Annotated in this window: 19 protein-coding genes; 9 read left to right on the top strand and 10 right to left on the bottom strand. The window is 40.9% G+C overall.

All coding sequences use genetic code 11. From position 1 onward, the window contains the following. Positions 1 to 64: 64 nt before the first annotated feature. A complete protein-coding gene (locus ABFW99_RS08940) occupies positions 65 to 709 on the bottom strand; it encodes a PIG-L deacetylase family protein (protein ID WP_349353678.1) in 645 nt (214 codons plus the stop codon). A gap of 146 nt (positions 710 to 855) precedes the next feature. Between ABFW99_RS08940 and ABFW99_RS08935 the strand changes: the two genes are divergently transcribed. From ABFW99_RS08935 to ABFW99_RS08920, 4 genes are all read left to right on the top strand, one after another. Next, entirely contained in the window at positions 856 to 2169 is a 1314-nt protein-coding gene (locus ABFW99_RS08935) for a DUF7033 domain-containing protein (RefSeq protein ID WP_349353677.1), read from the top strand. Positions 2170 to 2212: 43 nt separating this feature from the next. Continuing rightward, on the top strand, positions 2213 to 3139 hold the full coding sequence (locus ABFW99_RS08930; RefSeq protein ID WP_349353676.1) for a sulfotransferase: 927 nt from the start codon (positions 2213 to 2215) through the stop codon (positions 3137 to 3139). 159 nt (positions 3140 to 3298) lie between these two features. After that, a complete protein-coding gene (locus tag ABFW99_RS08925; protein WP_349353675.1) occupies positions 3299 to 4069 on the top strand; it encodes a GNAT family N-acetyltransferase in 771 nt (256 codons plus the stop codon). A gap of 55 nt (positions 4070 to 4124) precedes the next feature. After that, entirely contained in the window at positions 4125 to 5234 is a 1110-nt protein-coding gene (locus ABFW99_RS08920) for a TDP-N-acetylfucosamine:lipid II N-acetylfucosaminyltransferase (RefSeq protein ID WP_349353674.1), read from the top strand. Positions 5235 to 5245: 11 nt separating this feature from the next. Here the strand turns inward: ABFW99_RS08920 and ABFW99_RS08915 are convergent, their stop codons facing one another. From ABFW99_RS08915 to ABFW99_RS08905, 3 genes are read right to left on the bottom strand one after another with little or no spacing between them, the layout of a single operon-like run. Beyond that, a complete protein-coding gene (locus ABFW99_RS08915) occupies positions 5246 to 6310 on the bottom strand; it encodes a hypothetical protein (protein ID WP_349353673.1) in 1065 nt (354 codons plus the stop codon). Continuing rightward, positions 6307 to 7377 (bottom strand): DegT/DnrJ/EryC1/StrS family aminotransferase, encoded by a 1071-nt coding sequence (locus ABFW99_RS08910; RefSeq protein WP_349353672.1) that lies wholly within the window; start codon positions 7375 to 7377, stop codon positions 6307 to 6309. The genes ABFW99_RS08915 and ABFW99_RS08910 overlap by 4 nt, the downstream gene beginning before the upstream one ends. Further along, positions 7374 to 8831 (bottom strand): lipopolysaccharide biosynthesis protein, encoded by a 1458-nt coding sequence (locus ABFW99_RS08905; protein ID WP_349353671.1) that lies wholly within the window; start codon positions 8829 to 8831, stop codon positions 7374 to 7376. Before ABFW99_RS08905 ends, ABFW99_RS08910 begins: the two co-directional genes overlap by 4 nt. 159 nt (positions 8832 to 8990) lie before the next feature. Here ABFW99_RS08905 and hisS point away from each other — a divergent pair, with 159 nt between their 5' ends. After that, positions 8991 to 10259 carry a histidine--tRNA ligase gene (gene hisS, locus ABFW99_RS08900; RefSeq protein WP_349353670.1) on the top strand — a complete coding sequence of 423 codons (1269 nt, stop codon included), beginning with the start codon at positions 8991 to 8993 and terminating at the stop codon, positions 10257 to 10259. 2 nt (positions 10260 to 10261) lie between these two features. Here the strand turns inward: hisS and ABFW99_RS08895 are convergent, their stop codons facing one another. Beyond that, positions 10262 to 12373 (bottom strand): amino acid permease, encoded by a 2112-nt coding sequence (locus ABFW99_RS08895; RefSeq protein ID WP_349353669.1) that lies wholly within the window; start codon positions 12371 to 12373, stop codon positions 10262 to 10264. A 475-nt stretch (positions 12374 to 12848) separates the two neighbouring features. Here ABFW99_RS08895 and lysA point away from each other — a divergent pair, with 475 nt between their 5' ends. Then, positions 12849 to 14015: a diaminopimelate decarboxylase gene (gene lysA, locus ABFW99_RS08890; RefSeq protein WP_349353668.1), complete on the top strand. Its 1167-nt coding sequence runs from the start codon at positions 12849 to 12851 to the stop codon at positions 14013 to 14015. Between the two features lie 3 nt (positions 14016 to 14018). Here the strand turns inward: lysA and ABFW99_RS08885 are convergent, their stop codons facing one another. Continuing rightward, on the bottom strand, positions 14019 to 15242 hold the full coding sequence (locus ABFW99_RS08885) for an NAD(P)/FAD-dependent oxidoreductase (RefSeq protein ID WP_349353667.1): 1224 nt from the start codon (positions 15240 to 15242) through the stop codon (positions 14019 to 14021). Between the two features lie 298 nt (positions 15243 to 15540). Here ABFW99_RS08885 and ABFW99_RS08880 point away from each other — a divergent pair, with 298 nt between their 5' ends. Continuing rightward, a complete protein-coding gene (locus ABFW99_RS08880; RefSeq protein ID WP_349353666.1) occupies positions 15541 to 16902 on the top strand; it encodes an aspartate kinase in 1362 nt (453 codons plus the stop codon). On the opposite strand, the gene ABFW99_RS08875 is transcribed toward ABFW99_RS08880, so the two are convergent. Genes ABFW99_RS08875 through ABFW99_RS08865 form a run of 3 tightly spaced genes read right to left on the bottom strand, consistent with a single transcriptional unit; the run spans position 16899 to position 19036 of the window. After that, positions 16899 to 17384, bottom strand: a complete 486-nt coding sequence (locus tag ABFW99_RS08875) for a CBS domain-containing protein (protein ID WP_440707480.1) — start codon at positions 17382 to 17384, stop codon at positions 16899 to 16901. The genes ABFW99_RS08880 and ABFW99_RS08875 overlap by 4 nt on opposite strands. Continuing rightward, positions 17384 to 17974, bottom strand: a complete 591-nt coding sequence (locus tag ABFW99_RS08870) for a CNNM domain-containing protein (protein ID WP_440707479.1) — start codon at positions 17972 to 17974, stop codon at positions 17384 to 17386. The genes ABFW99_RS08875 and ABFW99_RS08870 overlap by 1 nt, the downstream gene beginning before the upstream one ends. A 45-nt stretch (positions 17975 to 18019) precedes the next feature. Next, positions 18020 to 19036: an RluA family pseudouridine synthase gene (locus ABFW99_RS08865; protein ID WP_349353664.1), complete on the bottom strand. Its 1017-nt coding sequence runs from the start codon at positions 19034 to 19036 to the stop codon at positions 18020 to 18022. Between the two features lie 124 nt (positions 19037 to 19160). Between ABFW99_RS08865 and ABFW99_RS08860 the strand changes: the two genes are divergently transcribed. Together ABFW99_RS08860 and recN are read left to right on the top strand one after the other, a co-directional pair. Beyond that, positions 19161 to 19511: a four helix bundle protein gene (locus ABFW99_RS08860; protein ID WP_349353663.1), complete on the top strand. Its 351-nt coding sequence runs from the start codon at positions 19161 to 19163 to the stop codon at positions 19509 to 19511. A gap of 72 nt (positions 19512 to 19583) precedes the next feature. Continuing rightward, the gene (recN, locus tag ABFW99_RS08855) at positions 19584 to 21290 is read left to right on the top strand and encodes a DNA repair protein RecN (RefSeq protein ID WP_349353662.1); all 1707 of its coding nucleotides are present in this window, start codon (positions 19584 to 19586) and stop codon (positions 21288 to 21290) included. A gap of 80 nt (positions 21291 to 21370) precedes the next feature. Here recN and ABFW99_RS08850 read toward each other — a convergent pair whose 3' ends face one another. Next, positions 21371 to 22039: a T9SS type A sorting domain-containing protein gene (locus ABFW99_RS08850; RefSeq protein WP_349353661.1), complete on the bottom strand. Its 669-nt coding sequence runs from the start codon at positions 22037 to 22039 to the stop codon at positions 21371 to 21373. Positions 22040 to 22150 lie beyond the last annotated feature (111 nt).

Genomic DNA, 22150 nt, shown 5'->3' with positions numbered 1-22150 from the left:
TCAGCCTGCCAAAGATATCGTTTTTTTAAGTCAATAATGTCACAAACCGGAACCGAGAGGCTTATCAAATTTTCAAACGAACCACTTCAAACGATTCAGCAAAGTCTTCTTTTACCTGAACACCCCTGACTCTGGCTAGTCCTTCAATGAAATCTCTTGTGAAGTAATTTCGGTTTTTTATGAGCTGCGATTCATACACCGACATCATCTCCCATTTTTTATCCATCTGCTGCCTGCTTAACGTAACAAAAGCTTGCGTGGAGAAGTCAACGTGATTCCATGGCAGCTCATATCCCCAAATACTGCATTCCTTAAACGCCCGAAGCCCTTCATTAAATACCACCTGATGATCCTGATGCACATCATTGCCAGATGGCAACAACACCAAATCGGGTTGAATATCATTTCTGAGCCGTACCATTTCTTCCAATACTTCCTGCCGGAAATAGGAAAGTTTTCTTACCTCGTATTCGTAAATAAAATACCGATCTTCAGGTACTCCCAGGATATCCATGGAGGCTATAAACTCTTTTCTGAGAATATCAGGATCAGAGCCTTCCGGTACAGAAGCACGGGCTGTCGAAAAAGCGGCTACATAAATTTCAATTCCTTCTTCATGAAATCTGGCAAGCGTACCCCCGCATCCCAGCTCGGCATCATCGGTATGAGGGGCCAAAACCAATACTTTTTTAATTCCGGTAAATGACATTATAAGGTATGAAGTTAAATTTTGAGCAAGTTAATAAAGGGATCAACTAAAAAGAAAAGATTCCACCGGCTTACTCTACATGGGTTATTAATAATCAATTATTTGGTTAACTTAATAATGTTTTAAAATCTACTTTTTTCGATTCGATGAAACAGCCTGATGTAATCAAAGAGTATATTCTTGATGTTTTCTTTTCTATATATAAATGTAAAGATTGTCCTAAAATCTCTTATGGCAATGATGATGGTGACATCATTATATTGACCGGTAAAATAAATTTTTTTGACGGTAAAGACCCAATCCCACAAAAATTTACCTGGAAGCTTTGGCGAGACAAAGAACTACCCTTTTTGTTTGATAATGAAGACTCAAGTGAGCTAATAGAAAACAAAAACGGCAGGATTTACATCAATTATGATATAATAGCTTCCTCATTTTTCTTTTTAAGTTCGTGGCAGGAAATTCATCAATCGGAAAAAGACCTTCACGGCCGGTTTGAATACCGGAACAGTATTCAATACCAGCATGATTTTCCACTTATCCCCGTAGTTAATTATTATTTCGATATTCTTAAAACTGCAATCCGGCAAGCTGAGAAAAATATTTCTAACAGGTTAAAAGAGAAATCAAACTTGAGTGTCTTTCTTTCTCACGATATAGACAGCATTAATCGGGGCTGGGTAAAAGATGCTTTTTCGGAAATTAAGGAAGGCCGCTTTTTAAGTGCTTCCCGAATCATGGTTCAAAGACTAAGAGCAAAAGATGACTGGAATAACATTGAAGAAATTGTGGCCCTTGAAAAAGAACTTGGTGTTTCTTCTACTTTTTTCTTTTTAACCGAATATGGGAATAACAATGCTGACTACAAACTGAAAGATGTGCAAACAGCTTTCAATACAATCCGAAATGCTGGTTCTGAAATAGGTATTCATGGTAGCTTAGGATCCGGATTGATAGAAGGTCAACTTGAGAATGAACTCCAAAAATTTGACATAGATATTACCGGTAATCGGTTCCATTTTCTTAAAATTGATTCCTCTGTAACACCCGCTATTATCGAAAAAGCAGGGTTATCATATAGTTGCTCTAATGGATTTGCAGAACAAATTGGTTTTAGAAATGGTTTTTGCTTTCCCTTCAGACCTTTCAATTTCAAAACCGGCAGAGCATATCAACATTACCAAATACCTCTCACATTGATGGATACGACCTTACGTGATAAAAATTATATGGGGCGCATACCTGGTAATGAGTTGGAACGGCAAATAAATATACTTATAGATGAAACTGAGCGTTTTGGCGGAGTTTTAAGCATTCTGTGGCATAACAGCTATTTTACTGATTACAAATTTAAAGGTTGGCGCGAAAAATATATTCACCTTATAGAATTACTCAAGAAGAGAACGGCTGATTTCAGAACTGGCAGGAAAACGATTCAATTGCTTAAGAATGCAGACTAAATAAATTCCTTCCAGTTCAGTAAGCATGTTAGATTAATAGAAAATGAACCTAAGAAAACTACCTTATAAAGCTTATTTATTCTTTAACAGAAGCTTAAAGTTTCTTGAAAAATTACAAGTAAGAAGCCCCGAGGAAATGTTACCCAGCCGTCCGGTTTTTATCCTTGGAGCTCCAAGATGTGGTTCAACTCTTATTTATCAAAACTTAGTAAGCACGCTCGATTTGGCTTACTTATCTAACCTACACTGCTTTTTATTTGGTGCTCCCTGGCTAATTGAACGTATTACCAACGCACCTGACAAATTCAGAAGTAATCCTGTCTATAATTCACAACTGGGTTTTACCAAAGGCCGATATGCCCCCAGTGAATGTGGTGAATTTTGGTACAGGTTTTTTCGGCGAATGCCTCAATACGTTGACTCGGTCGGAACATCAAAAAAGAAAGAATTACGTATTGCTTTACATGCTTTCCTAAAAGCTTCAGGCAAACCCGTACTCTTTAAAAACCTTGTTTCGGTTTTACGACTAAAACCCTTAATTGAAACTATTCCTGAAGCGGTTTTCATTGTCATTCACCGCGAAGAAAAAGACATGGCGCACTCAATCCTTGAGGCCAGAAAAAAAATGACGGGAAACTACACTTCCTGGTTTTCATTACGGCCGCCAAACATTGAAGAGTTACTGCCGCTTTCACCCGAAAAGCAAGTTGTACACCAAATAAGAAGCACTTATGAACTGATTAGTGACGCTGAAAAGCAATACCCGGACACACCTTTTTTTCATATTCAATATGAGGACTTCTGTAATTCTCCTGAAAAGATCATTGTTGATGTAAAGAACTTTCTACATCAACAACATGTCCAAGTAAGAAAAGTGAGTGCCCCTCAATCCCGGTTTGAAAAAAGATCCGAGATAAAAATAGATAAAGCCTTATACAACTCCCTAATTAACTATATCAAAAAGAATTAATTTATAATGTCGTCAAACTCCATGTCAGAGAATACTTGCATTTTCCATCAACCTTGGTGGTTAGAGGCTGTTGCCCCGGGGCACTGGAATATCGTTAAAGTTGAAAAAGGCGGGCAGGTCTTTGCTTCAATGCCGTATATAATTAAAAAGAAATTCGGCATGAATCTAATAACAATGCCGCCGTTAACTCAAACTCTGGGGCCTTGGATCAAGCCTTTGCCTGGCAAGTATTCAACACAACTATCAAAAGAAAAAGAACTTTTAAATGAGCTCATAGATAAGCTTCCCAAGTTTCATTTCTTTCGGCAACGATTTCACTACTCCCAAAAAAACTGGCTGCCATTTTATTGGAACGGTTTCAAACAAACTACCAGGTACACATATGTACTTGAAGATATCAGCAACCCTGATAAGATTTGGGATAATATGCAGGGTAACATACGGAGAGAGATTAAGAAAGCCAGCGATGTTGTACATTTAGAGGTGACGGATGATCCCAATGTAATGTGGGATCTTTGGAATTTAAACTTTGAACATAAAGGCCAGGAAGTACAGACCAATTACGAAGACTTTATTCGTATCGATAATGCATGTGCAGAACATAATGCCAGGAAAATTTTCCTGGCCAAGGATAAGCATGGCAATTTACATTCAGCAATGTACCTGATTTGGGATGAACAATCTGCATATTATCTGATAGGCGGAGCTAATCCCGAGTACCGAACAAGCGGAGCCGCCAGTTTTTTAATGTATGAGGCCATTAAATTTGCCTCTGATAAAACAAAGAGGTTTGATTTTGAAGGGTCAATGATTGAATCAGTTGAACGATTTTTTCGGGGTTTTGGAGGAGTTCAAACACCTTACTTTGAAATAACAAAATCCAATTTCTTAACACAGTCTCTTATTTCGGCAAAAGAACTAGTAGGTTAAGTCAACCCTTTTCTATTTTATCGTCAATTCGACTCCTTAATTTTTCTAACTGGTTATGCCTCAAAAATGCGTCCATCTTATTATCGACTCTTATGTCAGGTTTTCTCTGCAAAATCTAATTGGCAGCAACACCGGTCATAAAATATTTATAGTCAAAGAGAAACAATACTATGACATTCAAAAGAATGAAGTTTCTGATGAAATTTTGTGGAAACACATTAACGAGGCTGAAGTCATATTTGCCCATTTTTTGAATGAACATATAGCATCCTTTATAAACAATCTGGATGAACCTAAAAAAATTGTTTGGTTTTGCTGGGGGCAGGATTTATATGACCTTGGAAGATTCCGGAACGATTTCCTTCTGCAAAAAACAAGAAAGGCATACTATAAAACAGGGCTAACTAACTTAAATCAGCTTAAGAATATTCTGCAGAAAGCTTTAGGTAGGTTTAACGATTTTCTACCCCCTAATAGAAGCGTGTTAAAGGCCATACAAAAAGCACACGTTATAGTTCCTGTGGTTCAGGGAGATTACGACAACTTGAAAGCCAAGTATCCGATTGATGCTGAAGTTTTTAATGTTAATTACGTTAATAACGTTTTTTTTAAACAACCTGAGGTTGATTCAACCCAGCCTCGAAAAAATATCTTGGTAGGGAACTCAGCTTCATTCACTAATAACCATATTGAAGCTATTGATCTGTTATCAAATTTCAGCTTAAACGACCTTTCCGTTTATATTCCTCTGACTTATGGGAAGGAAAAATATGCTCAACTCATAAAGGAATACGCATTCAAAAAGCTTCATGATCAAGCTCAAATAATAGAAAACCGGCTACCACTTGATGACTATATGAGCATTTTTTCGAATTGCCGGTCTGTTATAATGAATCATTGCAGGCAACAGGCAATGGGAAATATTCTTTTAGCCTTTTGGTTTGAAACCACTCTATTTCTGAACCCGAAAGCAGATCACTACAAAGACCTAAGCCAAAAAGGATTTAAAATCCTGAATGTCTCGGACTTCAATCCTGAGCTTGAACTAAGTAACCAAGAAAAAAAACAAAACAAAGACCTGCTTATTAAATGGTTTGGCCCAAATTACTTACAGAGCCAATTTAATAAGCTACTTCAAAAAATTAAGGATATAGATCCTAACTAAGCCCTGTTGCGTTATAGGCTATGTCCTATATCCGGAATAGTGTAATCATCAACCCAAATCGGGTTGCCATCAATATCTCGTAGAATTTGGTTATTAGCCGGCCAGCGTTTTTCTTTTTCACTTTCAAACCCTTGAAAATCAGGATCCATTAAATCCAGTTGGTACTCTGTTAGATTAAACCCACCTAAAGCAAAAGATGATGTAGCTGCTACATGTCTCAAATTTATTTCAGTAACCAACGGCCTGTTATCTTTAGAGCCTTTTAAGTCTACAGCTACAAGTCCATTCATAGCCTCACCGGTATGCCGGCATATCTCTTCAATAGCTTTTTTTGCTACCTCAACCGCCGTCTCATCGTTTATCAGTTTCCCTTTACAAATATTGCCTGTTATGCCGCTTAATGAAACATCCTTTTTAAAATACTCAAGCCTTTCATAGCATCCCACCTTATGAAGCACTCCTTGTTTATACAGAAGATGAACTGCAATATTTCTTCCCGGTAAATATTCTGCTGCCATTGCTTTATCAGCTTCTTGATTAATGGTTTTCCAGGCTTTCAGATAATCAGGGTTTTCGATAAGCATTGACCCTTTGCCACTGGTTGAACCTTCTGACACTGACCGCATCCAAAAAGGGTAATCTAAGTTCGGTAAATATCTATCGGATTTAATTTCTTCTGCAGTAACAATCTGTGACATTGGGATCAGATTTGTCTCCCCCAACACCTTGTACAGTTTCTCCTTACTTATTGCAATTTCAGAAAACTTCGGCGGTGTTTTCAATAGCTTAGCCGGCAGCTCATTATTTGACCAATAAAGCACTTCCAATTCAGGAATCAGTATTACGCGGTCAATTTTTTCTTCCTCCAAAATCTTTATAAAAGTATCTGAATACTTCGCATCCCGCACATGTGGTACTCTCCAAATTCTTTCATACAACCCTTCATAAAGACCATATGTATTCTCACAAATATCAGTACCTATTATGGTTGCCTCTCTATATTTTTCACTTACTTTAATAGATCTGGCAATAGCTCTCGAAGTTACTCCGCAAGCACCGCTTATTAATATTCTCATATGCTGGTTAAAATTTGACCTATGTGTAGTTGATGTTCCTCTTTTAGTTCATGAAAAAGTGGTAAACACAAAATTCGCTCTGAAATATCATTCGAGATCTTCATTTTCACGGTTTCAACATAATCCAGGTTCTCCAAACTTGGATAAAAATACCTTCTTGGATAAATCTCATTTTCCTCAAGTTTTTTCTTCGCTTCTAATGCTTTTTCCCGAGTATTAAAAATTACCGGATAATAGGAGTAGTTCCATAGAGCATCATTTTCGATAGAAATCCTTTTCAATGGTATGTTCTGCAATAAATCATCGTATCTAAGGCATTGATGTTTACGTTTTTCCAAAACTTCATTCATAAAATTTAAATTACATAGACCCATCGCTGCATGAAATTCTGAATTCTTTCCATTTATACCAATGCCGTTAAACTTTCCAAAACCTGCATGTCCAAAATTCCTCATGTACTCCATTTTCTGAATAAGTTCATCATCGTCAGAAAAGATCCCGCCTCCTTCTACAGTGTGAAATAGTTTAGTTGCATGGAAGCTGGCAGTGCTAATATCACCATATTCAAACACTGATTTGTCCTTGTATAAACTCCCAAAACAATGTGCCGCATCATAGATCACCTTCAAATTATATTTGTCGGCAATACTTTTGATTGAATCAATATCACAAGGATTACCGAATACATGAGTTGCAAGTATGCCAGAAGTTTTTTCTGTTATAGATGCCTCAATTAGCGCAGGATTTATATTAAGAGTGTTCGGCTCGATATCTACAAAAACAGGTGTACACCCTTCCCAAACAATACTGGAGGTTGTGGCTACATAAGAAAATGGAGTTGTTATAATTTCCCCCTTCAGGTCAAGTGCCTTTATGGCAATTTGTAAAGCTATGGTTCCATTGGAAGTAAACAGTACGTTTTTCGTGTTCAAATACTCCTTTAGCTTCGCTTCCAGCTGCCTTACCAATGGGCCATTATTGGTTATGTATTCCCTCTCCCAAATCCCTTTCAGATAGTCTTCATACTCCTTTTTCGGAGGCATGAATGGTTTTGTAACCGGTATCATACTTTAATTTTTTTAAAAATTGGAAATTTGGGCCGTAGTATGTAAATCATTTCCCTAAAAGGCTTTGGCTTTAACAATAAAGAGGTTCCCAGATAAATAATTATTCCGCTGCTCACAAGAACTGCCAGCCGGATAAATTCAAACCGGAAATCAATAAAGTCTAAGAATCCAACCGTGAGAGCCATGGGCACACTGTACATAATTATTGGCAATACATCCATTACCTGTTCCATTTTCTTGTATTCAATAAGTTTTGATGTATAAATCATATTCACAAATAACGACAAATATGAACTAACGACCTGGGCTACTACCAACCCCCAAAATCCAAATTTTAACCCAATGATGATTGCAATCGTTACACCTGTCTTTTTTATGATTTCCAGTCTCAGAATTAAATCAGAACGGCCAAGCACTTTCAGAATATTTAGGTTAATCACATGCATATGATGGATTAGCCCAAGCAATGCCAGCACCTGCAAAATCGGAACGCTTCTTAACCATTTTTCTCCGATGAAAGTAATTATCATTGGCTCTGCCACAAGGATTAATCCTATCATGGTCGGAAAAATAAGGTACGATATTACCTGAAGTACTTTTTTGTACCCATCCTTAAGCCTGTTCAGATCTTCCTTAATCTTAGACAATACCGGGTATGTAACATTCACCATCACGTTGATTAAGTTCTTGGAAACTACATCTTTGATATTCTCGGCCTGAGAATAAAATCCTAATAGTGCTGGGTTGTAAATTCGACCTATAATTACTTTATAAATTTCATTATAAACTGCTGAAATCAATCCTGAAAACATCAGACTAGATCCGAATTTAAATAGTTTTTTAAAGGACTCAGGCTTTATGAACCCTTTTGGCATCCATGGATTAACCCCCCAAAACAAAAATGAAGTAACAAATGCTGAAGCAACCTGCTGCGCAGCAATTGCCCAAACGCCAAAACCATAAATAGCTAAAGCTATTGCTGAGAAACTACTTAAGACTGAGGCAGTCAGGTTTATTTTAGCCTGCGTTTTAAAGTTAATCTTATGGGAATAATATGCTCTTTGTATCAAGGTGAGGGAAAAAAAGATTGGCATAAAAGCCATAAAACGAGTCAGATTAATCAAAACCGGTTCATTAAAAAACCTGCTAATTAAAGGTGCCGTGAACCAAAGCCCGGTAAATAAAGCTACAGCAATTATCAGGTTTATATAAAAAGTAGTTGTTTTGTCCTCTTCAGAAATAAAGTCTTCTCTAATCAGCGCCTGACTAAATCCACTGTCTATCAGAATACGTGAAATAGCAAAGAAAATGGAAATCATGGCAACGATGCCAAAATCTTCAGGTAGTAAAATTCTGGCTAGCACCAATGTGGTGACAAAATGAATAAACTTCCCACCAAATTTTTCAACCGAGGCCCAAAGCACCCCACCTAAAGCTTTTTGAGATAGAGACATCTACTTGTGCAATGATCTATAATTCATAATAGCTGTTCTTGAGATTGATTCTTTATCACATGTTAATTTTTTCAAGGTACTTATTGTACAGAAATTCATCCACATGAACCTTATCTTTAGGTTCAATTATTTGTAAGTAATTACCAATTAATTTCAGCAATGCCCAAACCCAAATACACTACCCACCTCGGAATGGTGGATATCCTTCCTGATGAATCCCCTAAATGGAGAGCACTTGAACAGATTATACATGAAGAAGCCGCCCGGTTTAACTTCGAAGAAATTCGCACTCCCATTATGGAGCAAACGGAGCTGATTGTCAGGGGCGTGGGGCAACTCACGGATATTGTATCCAAAGAGATTTTTGCTTTTGAGAAAGGAGACAGCCACTATGTATTACGGCCTGAACTTACAGCGCCGGTAGTGCGTGCTTTTGTAGAACATCACATGCAGCAGCGTGGCGGCTCTCAGAAGCTGTATTACATCGGGCCCATGTTCCGGGCCGAAAAACCCCAGAAAGGACGGCAACGGCAGTTTCATCAGTTTGGGCTGGAGATCCTGGGCAGTGATGATCCTATTGCCGATGTGGAATGCATCGCCTTTATGATGCGAATCTATCAGCGCATTGGTATTAAGAATTTCGACCTGAAGCTTAACTCCGTTGGCGACCCGGAAAGCCGGGAAGCATATAAAGAAGCTTTGCGTGATTATCTGAAGCCAAATCTTGATCAGATGAGTGAGCTCTCTCAAAAGCGATTTGAGAAAAACCCGATGCGTATTTTGGATTCTAAAGAAGAGGAAGATCAGCCCTTCATCGAAAAAGCGCCGGTGATTCAGGATTATCTGAATGACGAATCCAAAGAGCATTTTGAAAAGGTGAAAACTTACCTGGGCGACCTTGGCATTAGCTACACGATGGATCCACATCTGGTTCGGGGCATGGATTACTATACCCGAACTGCTTTTGAGCTCACCAGTCCTGATTTGGGTTCCCAGGATGCACTCGCCGGCGGTGGCCGTTACGACCTGCTGGTTGAAGAAGTGGGTGGACCTTCCACTCCCGCTGTAGGGTTTGCGGCCGGTATGGAACGACTGATGATTGCCTGTGAAGAATTGGGCATCGAGCTTGCAGAGGAAAAGAAAGTTGACGTGTATTTTGTAACCCTGGGTGATGCAGCCCGGAAGTGGGCACTAACTCATCTTCCCAAAACCAGAGAAGCCGGACTTTCAGCTACTATGGACTACATGAGCCGTTCCATGAAAGCGCAGATGAAAGATGCGAATCGTGAAAATGCCCTTTATACCCTTATCGTTGGCGATAATGAGTTGAATGAAGGCAAATTCACCCTTCGCAATATGAAGGAAAGCGAGGAAATGTCTCTCAGTTTTGAAGAGATCATTGAAAAGCTGAACAAGAAACTGCTCTAAGCTTAGTTTTCCTTAAGCAGTTTTTTCAGCTCTTTGATATCCTCAATCTCTCCGATGATAGATAGTTCATCCCCTTCCTGAAGTACGGTGATACCATGAGGTATCTTGATTTGATCTTTTCTGCGGATGATCGTGATGAGACTTTGCCCCGGCAATGACACATCCTTAATCATTTTCCCGATAAACTCATCGGTCTTATCATCCGGATTTAGAATGAGTCGGATAAAGCGTTCATCGCGAAGCAGTATTTCTTTCAACTCCGCTTCATTTTCAGCATTCACCCATCGGCTGAGGAAGTTCTTTGTACCTACCATTTCAGCTACATGAGCCAGAATCCTCAAATGCTGGCCGGTGTTTTCGTCAGAGCTTATAAAGAATAACAGGCAGTTTAATTTTTCCGATCCGGCTTTTTTGGAATCCAGATTTTTAAGTTTATCAACTTCCAACCCGTCTTTTACCCGTACCAATACCATCTCGGGTTCCACCTTTTCTTTCATCCGCGCATGGTTTAACGCCACACCTTTTGCGATCGGAATGATCCGGTCTTCTTCCAATTGTGAAAGCATATCGTAAAGCTCATTTGGATTTTTACCCAGCTGTTCGGCAAAATCTTCACTTACCGCTTTTAGTATTTCATCATAGCTTGTGGAAGAAGAAAACTCCAGAACACGAGCCCGGGAAATCATTTCTTCGTAAGGATCTTCCTGGCGAAGGCCTTTTTCTCTTAAAATGGTTCTCATTTCGTGCTCCAGCCCCTGATCTTTATTCTCTCCTAAACGGGCATGGACATGAAAAATAGCTCCCTGGCGATCTACTTTATCGGCCGCATAGTATTTGAACCATATGATACCAAACACACTCACAACCAGTGTAAAGAGGATGGAAAGTCCACCCATTTCAAAAATTAGTATAATCGACAATATAATCCCAATGATCTGAATCCAGGGATAAAACGGTGAATTGAAGCCCGGATCGTATTCCTCAATTTTACTTTCCCGCATCACAATTACAGCAAGGTTCAGTAAACCGAATAACAACAATTGAAATGCACTGGCTAACTTGGCCACTTCTGCCACATTAAAAGCAACGAGGAAGAAAATCATCAGCAGCACAGTTGCAACTACCGACCATAGAGGGGTTCCAAGCTTGCTCAGTTTGGCGAAACGCTCATTGATCAGCTTATCGCGGGCCATCGCCATGGGATACCGGGAAGCTGACATAATGCCTGCATTACCCGTGGAGGCAAAAGCAGCAACCGCAGCAATCACCACTAAAATCAAACCTGTAGGTTCGGGCAGCCAATCCAGGAACACTTCACCGGCGGTGGCAACAGGTGTTAAGTCTTCCCGGAATGCTGCCGGCTCAAGCAACGCCACCATGATATAAACTCCGATTACATATACAACCACGGCAGTTGCAATAGCCAGAAACATACCCAACGGAATATTTCGATCCGGGTTCTTTACCTCCTCGGCTATACTGGCAACTTTGGTAAGCCCTGCATAGGAAACAAACACCATACCCACAGTTGCAAAGAAACCATAATACCCGTCAATAAAGAACGGAGTGAATTGCTCTTTGGTAATCTTCACAATATCCATATTTAAAACAGCGAACACACCCTGAATAATATAGAACGCCATAATAGTTACCAGGGCAGCAACCAAAACCTTCTGTAAAAATGTTGTCTCTTTAGCCCCAACCACATTTAGAATCCCAAATACAATAGTCAGAATTATCGCCACAGGAATAATGGGAACTTCAAAGAAAATGGAGATGTAGGCTCCCATCCCTATTAACGCAAACGCGCTTTTCAGTACCAAAGCCAGCCAGGAACCATATCCTCCAATCGTTCCTATCATCGGGCCAAGACTACGGTCTATGATATAATAAGTACCCCCTGCTCTTGGCATGGCTGTAGCCAATTCAGCTACGCTAAACATAGTAGGTAACACAATGAGCCCGGAAACAAAATAAGCGAGAAATACGGATGGTCCTGTTTCGGCAGCTGCCAGGCCGGGCAAAAGAAAAAACCCTGAACTGAACATAGCTCCTGTGGCAATAGCGTATACGTCCGAGAGGCCTAATTCTTTTGCTAATTTTTCGTGCTTCATACTCGTTTGGTTAAATATATTTTTTGGAAGAGTTCAACTTGAAGATGCGATTAGATAAAGATCAATTTCGGCTTAACCAAAGCATCCGGGCTGAGGATTTTGGTTATTATTTATAAGATATGATTTCCATACCAGCCTTTTTACATGGATATGGAGATTTCCGATTTTTCTTTCAGTCATGTTTTCTATCAAAGCACTAATCTTTTTCTTGTGCTTGTTCACCACTAATATTATTGATCTTCATTATAACATAACCTTATTAGAATTCCATGGAGTTCCGCTAAATTCTCTTTTCCCATAGGTTTTCATAATTAGTCCGATCAATTATAAGTTCTTCAACTTAAAAAGAGTTTCTTTATCTTCGCAATCGCAGATATAGTAAAATTTTGGCCGTATTGACAGATACGGTTTTTTTATATCTGTTGATTTTAGAATATCGGACAAATACACATTTAAGTTCCAATAACATCAGAACATGTTTCCTGACAAAGTGATCTCTGCACTGCAGAAATTTAAAACCCCTTACTTTTTCTACGACCTGGATGTGCTTCGTAATACCCTTGAGCAGGTTAAAGAACATGCCATTTCAAAGGGATTTCAAGTCCATTTTGCGTTGAAGGCAAATAACCAAACACGCATTCTAAAGATAATCAGGGAAGCAGGCCTGGGTGCCGACTGTGTGAGCGGAGGGGAAGTACAAAGAGCGATTGATTCAGGGTTTTCTCCGGATGAAATTGCCTTTGCCGGAGTTGGAAAGAGTGATGAAGAAATCGAGCTTGGTTTAAATCACGATATTTTTTGCTTTAACTGTGAATCTACTCAGGAACTTGATGTACTGAATGAACTGGCCGAAAAGCATGGAAAGAAAGCGCGGGTGGCCTTGCGACTAAACCCGAATGTGGAAGCTGATACTCATAAATACATCACCACCGGGCTAAATGAGAATAAGTTTGGGATTAATGAATCGGACCTGGATGCCGTTCTGGAAAAATTTCCTGATCTGAATAACCTGGAGTTAGTTGGTATTCACTTTCACATCGGTTCACAAATAGAAAAATTCACGCCTTTTGAAGAACTGTGTTCCAAAGCCAATGCACTTAATAATTACATTGAAGACAAAGGGTTCAAACTCACTGTAATTAATGTGGGCGGCGGGTTTGGCATCAATTATGATCATCCAAACGATCACTCTGTTCCTGACTTTGAGCGTTTCTTCGGTTTGTTTGAAGAAAACATTAAGCTTAAAGATCATCAGAGCCTGCACTTCGAATTGGGACGCTCGGTTGTTGGACAGTGCGGAAGCCTCATCACCCGTGTTCTGTACACAAAAGAAGGTCAGGCTAAGAACTTTTCTATCGTTGATGCCGGGATGACAGAACTTATTCGACCGGCTCTGTATCAAGCCAAACATCGCGTCGATGTGCTTACCAGCAAGAAAGGTGAAAAAACCTATGATGTTGTTGGGCCTATTTGCGAAAGCTCCGATACTTTTCGTAAGGACATTTCTATCCCGGAAGTGCAACGAGGCGATTTAATTGCCATTCGCAGCGCCGGAGCTTATGGAGAAGTAATGCGAAGTGCTTACAACCTTCGGGAGGCAAACCCATCCGTTTATTCGGATGATTTAGGTGAATCGAACTAGTACTTACCCCAACTTCCCGGCTATAAAACCGGTAGTCCATGCAGCCTGAAAGTTAAATCCGCCTGTCACCCCATCGATGTCTAAAACTTCCCCTGCAAAATAAAGATCCGGTGATTTTCGGCTCTCCATGGTTTTCATATCCACGTCCTGCAAACTGACCCCTCCACAGGTTACAAACTCTTCCTTAAACGTAGTTTTCCCTTTAACCTGATATACATCATTGGTGAGCATGTGTACCAGCCGATTGATGTTTTTCTTACCCATATTTTGCCAGATCATATCATCCCCGAGAGTGAGTTTCCCCAGCAGGAATTCCCAAAGTCTTCCGGGCAGCTCAAATGGATTCACATTGGCAATTTTCTTTTTGGGATGATGGTCTTCCACCTCTTTCAAAATACGCCGCACTTCCTGCTCCGGTCTTTCCCCTGTCCAGTTTACCAATATCTTAAATTCATAATCCATGTCATGAAAGTCCCGTGCCCCAAAAGCCGATAATTTCAGAATAGCCGGCCCGCTCATTCCCCAGTGTGTGATAAGTAGAGGCCCGCTGCTGCTCAGGTTCGAACCCATGATCTTAACCGAAACCGGTTCTGCTACTACTCCCATTAACTCCTTTATCGATTCATCCGGCATGTTGAATGTAAACAGAGAAGGCACGGGTTCTTCGATGTCATGACCAAGCTCCCGAAGCCAGTCAAAGCCTTTGGAGCGGGGACTGCCACCGGTTGCTACAATGACTTTATCAGCAGATATACGCCCGCCTCTATGGAATCCTAACTCATATCCATCTTCACTTTTTCCAATGCTTTTGATATTCGACTTGGTTTTGATGGCTATTCCCAATTTTTGAGTTTCCTCCATCAGGCATCTAATGATGGTCTCTGAAACATCCGTAGTTGGGAACATACGACCGTCCGATTCGGTCTTCAGCTCAACTCCACGGCTTTCAAACCACTCTACGGTGTTGGTTGGCGACCATACCCCGAAGGCTTTTTTAAGCGGACGTTCTCCTCTCGGATAAAATTTCACCAGTTCTCTTATATCAAAACAATGGTGAGTTACATTACATCTTCCGCCTCCTGAAATGCGGACTTTGGAAAGCAACTTATCCGTTTTTTCGTAGATAGTAACTTTAGCTTCAGGATGATGACGTTTGGCGGAAATGGCACTAAAAAAACCGGCCGCTCCCCCGCCTATAACCGCAACTTGTAGATTTTCTTTACTCATATCACAAAGATACCGTTTCTTCAGACGAGTATCTTATCTAGCCACAAAACTCAATGCCCCAGAAAATAAATAGCACCTTACGAATAGAACGCGGATGAGGAAGATCTTGCGGATAGTCGCAGAGATAGTATTAATTCTCTTTTCCGTGATCATCAGCCCAATCCGTGTTATCCGTGTTCAATTAAATTGTGCTTTAGAGATTCTGTGGAAAAAGAATACGGAACTTATTCCCGGATTTGGCATGGAATAGGCTGGGAATCCTCTTATTTTTACCCCTTCATTTACAACAAGCCTTTTTATGCAGATCAACGTACTCAAATTCGGCGGCACATCAATGGCCGACCACAAAACCTGGAAACAGGTATTAGAGATCATCAACAATTATGAATTTCCGGTTGTGGTTGTTTCCGCAACGGCACAAACCACCCGACAATTGGTGGAAGCCGGTGAACTTGCCGGACAGGGTAAACTAAAAGAAGCCCTGGAAATTTCTGATAACATCAAGGAACGACATAACAAGATTGTTGACGATTTCCTGAATGAGAATCCGCACGAAAAGAATAAGCTGATCAAAGACAGCTGCCGGAAAAACACAGAAGCTAAAATCAGCAAGCTTAACAAATTACTTAGCTATGCTGAACGGCAGGGCACGCTTACTCCCCAGATGAAAGATGCCATCTCCGGTATGGGCGAACAGATTTCTTCATACCTGCTGGCGCAGTGCGGACTTTCCCTCAGTATGATGACGCAACACATCGAGGCTCGTAAAATCATTAAAACAGATGCCGAGTATGGGAAGGCAAATCCCAACCTTTTAGAAATTAATCAGCGTTGTGGTTCCCTGGAAACCGTTCTTGAAAATGGGTTTATTCCTATCATTGGCGGTTTTTATGGGGAATCGCCACAGAAAACCATTACCACCTTAGGTTTTGAAGGATCGGATTACACCGCCAGCCTGATTGGCGGAGCGGTGAACGCTGAAACCATAGAAATCTGGACCGACGTAAGCGGTATTTATACCAGTGATCCCCGGTTCATACCGGAAGCAAAACCACTGGATGAAATGAGCTATTTTGATGCAACAGAAATGGCTTATTTCGGAGCTAAAGTGCTCCACCCCTCTACCTTAAAACCTGCTCAGGAACGCAATATTCCTGTTTATGTGAAGAATATGTTTGAACCGGAAGCACCCGGAACTAAAATCATTCGGGAGTCGCATCACGACCTGGATGTGCTGGCTATGTCGTTCAAACAGAACATGGCCACACTCACGATCAGTGCCTATGAAACGGTGATGGGTTACTCTTTTCTAACCAAGGTATTTGCCGTGTTGGAAAAGCACCGGTTGGCTGTAGATGCTGTAAACACTACTGAAGCTTCCGTTACCATCACGCTGTCTGATCTTAACATCCTTGATAGCCTTTCCAAAGAATTTATTGAAATCGGAAATGTGAGTCTCGAAAGAGGTAAAGGGCTACTTACCCTGATTGGTTGCTCAATAAATTCAGCCCAAAAGCTAAATAAGCTAATCTTTGATATAGTAGGAGATATGCCTCTGGATTTAATTTCGTTCAGTAAAGAAAAACGAATTCTTAATCTGGTGTTGAATAACGATGAGCTGATTGAAGTTGCTCAGCGAATACACAAAAAGCTCTTTTAAACTTTTTTGCCTTGTTGCTTTAATTTATCGGGGAGAACGATACCCAGACGTTTAGCCCGTTCTCTCCACTTTTGGCGGGCCAGCTTCTGCATGTCTTCGATGGCATCAATTTCATCCACTATCTCCATACCCAGCAGGGTTTCTACTACGTCTTCCATCGTTACAACACCCGACAAACCGCCGTACTCGTCAACCACCACAGCAATATGTTCCTGCTTCTCCAGAAGGCGTTCAAAAAGTGTTTTAAGTGAAATGGTTTCCGGTACTATCAAAACCTCCCGCTTTATTTCTTTTAGTTTCTTATCCCCGTTATCTTCGGATAGGTTGTAGTACAAGTCGTTCTTCAATACATATCCGGTCACATCTTCCTCATCATCCCCAAAAACAGGCATCCGGGAGACTCGCAATTCGTCTTTATTATCAAGGATTTCCTGTATGGTTTGGTCTTCCTGAAATTTCACCACTACAATTCGAGGAGTCATTATATCTTTGACCCGGAGCGATCTAAACCGAATGAGGTTCTTAAAAATATTGGACTCTCCTTCTTCAAAACCCCCTCTTCAAATCCCACATCCGCCATGGCACTGAATTCCTCCCGGCTTACCGTAGGCTGTTTGTCTTCACTGGAAAGAACTTTGGTGATTCCTTGTGATAAAAGTACCAGCGGATAGGTGATGTAGATGAGCACGTTCGTTACACGAGCTGCGAATCCGGACAATTTTTTCCAGTAGGTAGCCCCAAGGGTTTTAGGGATGATTTCGGAGAACACTAAAATCAACAGCGTGAGTATAGCTGAAGTTATGCTCACATAAGCATTCCCAAATACAACCTGGGCCTGTGCTCCCACACCCGCAGCTCCTACTGTATGCGCTATGGTGTTGAGACTCAGTATCGCAGAAAGCGGTCGGTCGATGTCCTGCTTTAAGTCCCGTAGTATCTTTCCGCTTTTAGCATCTTCCCGCTCCAGCACCGCCACAAATGATGGGGTTATGGAAAGTAGTACGGCTTCCAGGATAGAGCATAAAAACGAAACTCCAATAGCCAGTATTAAATAAAAAATCAGTAATCCCATGCGTAAAGTATAATTAAATCAGGCTTTTATTAAGAAGTGTAGCCATTAGTATTCTTGCTTACAGTTTTCTCTAAGCATTGTTAGTACATGCTGGAAGTCTTTAGGTAACTCTGAGTCAAAACTAACCATTTCGCCTGTTGCAGGATGCTCAAAACCTAATGTTTTGGCGTGAAGAGCCTGGCGGCCTAATCCTGTAATCAGATTATGAAACATGGATTTTCGGGAACCGGTATTCGGGCCGTACCGAACTGAGGTTCCACCATAGGTGGGATCACCAAATACATGATGGCCAATATGAGCAAAATGAACCCTGATTTGGTGTGTACGTCCGGTTTCCAGTTTCACTTCTACCAGGCTCAGGTAGTCAAAATATTCAATTACTTTGTAATGTGTGACGGCTGATTTGCCCTGCCCTTCCGGCTTCACGGTCATCAGCTTCCGGTCTCGTTTGGATCGGCCAATATCACCTTCGATGGTGCCTTCTTCTTCCGGAGTTCCCCAAACGATAGCCCAGTAGGTTCGCTCCACATCCTTTTCCTGAAACAAACCACTGAGTTTAGCCAGCGTTTCATCGTTTTTGGCAACAACTAACAAACCACTGGTGTCTTTATCGAGGCGATGAACAATACCCGGACGCAGATTTTCGTCTTCGTCATCACCTGCCAGCTCATCCACATGGTACATTAAACCATTTACCATGGTCCCCGTCCAGTTTCCATACGCAGGATGTACTACCATTCCGGCTTCTTTGTTCACCATGATAATCTCATCATCTTCATACACAATATTCAGATCCATCTTTTCCGGCTTGGCTTCCGGGGGGGGTGGTTGTGGCAGCTCGATGAATATTTCATCCCCGGGTTGCATGATATAGGACGGCTTTTCCTTCTCACCGTTCACCTTAACATATCCGTCTTTGATGGCTTCCTGAACTTTTGTGCGTGAAGCATTTTCTACAAAGGACGTTATATATTTATCCAGCCGAATATCAGTATGCTGCCCGTCCGGGACGGTGTGTTCGTAAATTGTACTCTGTCGGTCTTTGCCTGCTTTCTTTTCCATAACTAAAAGGTAAGCACTTTTAAGCTTTGTTTTATCAGCGAAGAATTTTTGTAAGGAATTGAGTTTTACCTGCTCTTACTTGGTAATTCTAAATTTTAAATGTTGAATTTTAAATTCATTCATTATGGTTAAAAGGAATCTCGTACAGGATAAAAGCTTTGAGTTTGCTCTTTCTATTATTCAGCTTTATAAAATACTAGTTGCTCAAAGAGAATATGTAATTTCAAAGCAATTGCTCCGATCGGCTACTAGCATTGGAGCGAATATTGAAGAAGCCTCCGCCGCGTCCACAAAAAAAGACTTTGCTTATAAAATGTCTATATCTTCAAAAGAGGCCAGAGAAACAAGATATTGCCTCAAATTACTCGACAGAAGCCAAATTATAGAATTAGATTATTCAGAATATCTGGCTAACGTTACTGAGATAATTAGAATACTCACGGCAATAGTTAAAACTTCACAAAAGCATCTGTGAGTACATTTATCACTTAGCATTTAACACTTAAAATTCTAACCTTTAGCATCCATTTTACATTTTGAATTCCATATGATTAAATCACTCTACATAAAAGATTTTGCGCTCATTGATGAATTGGAAGTCGATTTTGAGGAAGGACTGAATATTTTGACCGGGCAAACAGGTGCCGGAAAGTCGATTATTATTGGAGCTCTGAATATGATTTTAGGTGAACGGGCCGATACTGATGTTATTCGTCAGGGAAAAGATAAGGCTATATCAGAAGCGACTATTCGGGTCGGTGAAGATGCTGATTTAAGAGCCCTGCTTGAAGAAAACGAAGTAGAATTCAACGAATATCTTATACTGCGCCGGGAAATTCGAAATACGGGTAGCCGCGCTTTTATTAATGATACACCCGTCAACATAAGTGTACTGAAAGCTGCCGGGGATTTGCTGGTAGATCTGCACGGCCAGCATGATCATCAGCTTCTGCTAAAAGAAGAAAACCACCAGGGTGTGATTGATGGTTTTGGAGAGGTGGAGCCTATTCTTAAAGAGTACAAAACCGAATACATGAAAATGACCGAGCTTCAAAAAGAGCTGCGATCACTTCAAAAAAGAGAAAACGAGCTTCAGGAGAAAACCGAATTATATCGCTTTCAGGTTCAGGAACTGGAAGAAGCTCGACTTGGAGAAATAGACCTGGAACAGCTGGAATCTGAGATGAATCTGCTGGATAATGCAGAAGTACTGGATCAAAAAGCAGCTGCTATATCCGAAATGGCAGATTCAGATGACGCTAACATCGTACAGCTATTAAACTTTTTAAAGCTGAACCTGGAAGACCTTGCCCGCATAGAACCTGAGTTCGAAAATTACCTGAAAGAAATTAATGCGGCCCGGGTAAGCGTGAATGAAGCGATTGCTTTTGCTGAACGATACCGGAACAGCATTGAGTTCAATCCCAAAAGGCTGGAAGAACTTCGCCAGCGACAATCCGAACTTAACCGGCTTCAGAAAAAATACCAGCGGGATCTGCCGGAGCTCATCAGCTACCTCCACGAAATTCAGCGCGAACTTTCTATAGCAGATAACTTTGACCTTGAAATCGAGAAGCTGGAAAATCAAATTCTGCAGCAGGCGAAGAACCTGAAAGAGAAAGCAATACAGCTACACCAAACCCGGGTAAAGATAGGAGAAGAGCTCTCCGTACAAATTCAGCAGGAACTGGCCAAAGTTGGGATTCCACATTCTAAGCTGGATGTTCGGGTAGATTGGCTGTTATCCGACAATGGTTGGGTTGAGGTTGAAAGCAAAAAAATTGAATGTACCGAAACAGGCTGTGACGATGTTCGCATGTTCATATCCACGAACAAAGGGGAGGAGCCAAAACCATTGGCTAAAATTGCTTCCGGCGGTGAAATCAGTCGGGTAATGCTTGCGTTGAAATCCATTCTTGCTAAAGAACAAAGCCTGCCGGTGATGATATTTGATGAAATTGATACCGGCATCAGTGGGGAGATATCTGAAAAAGTGGGAACTTCCATGCGGAAATTATCCGAGCACTGTCAGATTATTGCCATAACGCACCAGCCTCAGATTGCCAGTCAGGCTCACAAACATTACAAAGTGGCCAAAGCAGAGGAAGGCGACCGAACGGTTTCAAAAATCATTCCGCTTTCCGACGAAGAGCACATCCATGAAATAGCCAGCCTGATGAGTGGCTCCCAAATTTCGGAATCTGCCCTTACCAGCGCCCGTGAACTTATTGAGAAGAATACCTTTAAAAACTGATAATAGGTGTTAGTGGCAAGGTTTTAGGTGTTAGGTTTTAGTGTGATCAGAACTAAAACCTAACACCTATCCCCTAACACCTACTTCACAAGCGTCATTTTCTCAGAACCCAGCAGATACCGTTCGCTGGCCGTTATAGCGATAAGCTGATAAAAGTAGATTCCGGATGGCTGATTGGTAAAACTCACCGGTATTGAGGACTCCCCTGCAGAAGCATTACCGGCTATTTCTTCAACCAGAGCACCATGGGCCGTATAGATTTTCAGCTGATAGGAAACCGCTTCAGGTACCTGGAACCTAATGCTCGTGCTCGGATTAAATGGGTTGGGATAATTTCCTTTCAATTCAAATCCTTCGGGCAACCCGGCAATTACTTCATTTGAAGTTGGAACTTCGTTGGCTCCTTCTGCTATCCACTGCCGTATAAGGCTGATTTGCTCTTCACTCAGAGCACCCCCCTGAGGCATGCGTGAACCAAACTGAGGATTGGGTTCTATTTTATCCACTAATGGACTCCCATCCGGATTTCCTGGTATAACATGTTTGCTGTCATAGCGACTAGCCGGACTTGTACTGGCCATTACCGCCTCGTATGAGCTGGAATTAAAACTGTTTTGCCCGGCACTATGGCAACTGTTACAACTGGCATTGAAAATCGGTTGTATCTCCTCTTCATAATCAACCTGTGCAAAAACTTCCATGCTTGAAATTCCTAAACATAGAAAAACAGATAGTATTAATCGTTTCATAAGCACCTCTTGTATTGAATTTGTGAAATAAGGTTATAAAAATTCGTTTAATATCAAACTATTAATTTGACAAGGCTAATTTTTTAATTAGCCTTTTAAAGAACCACCTTA

This window comes from Gracilimonas sp. BCB1 (genome assembly GCF_040117685.2).
Taxonomy (GTDB): domain Bacteria; phylum Bacteroidota; class Rhodothermia; order Balneolales; family Balneolaceae; genus Gracilimonas.
The sequence above is the reverse complement of the archived record's forward strand: the minus strand, read 5'-3'. Positions and strand labels throughout refer to the sequence as shown.

Coding starts and splice junctions, on each gene's coding strand:
- ABFW99_RS08940 (WP_349353678.1), bottom strand. CDS start 709: ATGTCATTTACCGGAATTAAAAAAGTATTGGTTTTGGCCCCTCATACC.
- ABFW99_RS08935 (WP_349353677.1), top strand. CDS start 856: ATGAAACAGCCTGATGTAATCAAAGAGTATATTCTTGATGTTTTCTTT.
- ABFW99_RS08930 (WP_349353676.1), top strand. CDS start 2,213: ATGAACCTAAGAAAACTACCTTATAAAGCTTATTTATTCTTTAACAGA.
- ABFW99_RS08925 (WP_349353675.1), top strand. CDS start 3,299: ATGAATCTAATAACAATGCCGCCGTTAACTCAAACTCTGGGGCCTTGG.
- ABFW99_RS08920 (WP_349353674.1), top strand. CDS start 4,125: ATGCCTCAAAAATGCGTCCATCTTATTATCGACTCTTATGTCAGGTTT.
- ABFW99_RS08915 (WP_349353673.1), bottom strand. CDS start 6,310: ATGAGAATATTAATAAGCGGTGCTTGCGGAGTAACTTCGAGAGCTATT.
- ABFW99_RS08910 (WP_349353672.1), bottom strand. CDS start 7,377: ATGATACCGGTTACAAAACCATTCATGCCTCCGAAAAAGGAGTATGAA.
- ABFW99_RS08905 (WP_349353671.1), bottom strand. CDS start 8,831: ATGTCTCTATCTCAAAAAGCTTTAGGTGGGGTGCTTTGGGCCTCGGTT.
- hisS (WP_349353670.1), top strand. CDS start 8,991: ATGCCCAAACCCAAATACACTACCCACCTCGGAATGGTGGATATCCTT.
- ABFW99_RS08895 (WP_349353669.1), bottom strand. CDS start 12,373: ATGAAGCACGAAAAATTAGCAAAAGAATTAGGCCTCTCGGACGTATAC.
- lysA (WP_349353668.1), top strand. CDS start 12,849: ATGTTTCCTGACAAAGTGATCTCTGCACTGCAGAAATTTAAAACCCCT.
- ABFW99_RS08885 (WP_349353667.1), bottom strand. CDS start 15,242: ATGAGTAAAGAAAATCTACAAGTTGCGGTTATAGGCGGGGGAGCGGCC.
- ABFW99_RS08880 (WP_349353666.1), top strand. CDS start 15,541: ATGCAGATCAACGTACTCAAATTCGGCGGCACATCAATGGCCGACCAC.
- ABFW99_RS08875 (WP_440707480.1), bottom strand. CDS start 17,384: ATGACTCCTCGAATTGTAGTGGTGAAATTTCAGGAAGACCAAACCATA.
- ABFW99_RS08870 (WP_440707479.1), bottom strand. CDS start 17,974: ATGGGATTACTGATTTTTTATTTAATACTGGCTATTGGAGTTTCGTTT.
- ABFW99_RS08865 (WP_349353664.1), bottom strand. CDS start 19,036: ATGGAAAAGAAAGCAGGCAAAGACCGACAGAGTACAATTTACGAACAC.
- ABFW99_RS08860 (WP_349353663.1), top strand. CDS start 19,161: ATGGTTAAAAGGAATCTCGTACAGGATAAAAGCTTTGAGTTTGCTCTT.
- recN (WP_349353662.1), top strand. CDS start 19,584: ATGATTAAATCACTCTACATAAAAGATTTTGCGCTCATTGATGAATTG.
- ABFW99_RS08850 (WP_349353661.1), bottom strand. CDS start 22,039: ATGAAACGATTAATACTATCTGTTTTTCTATGTTTAGGAATTTCAAGC.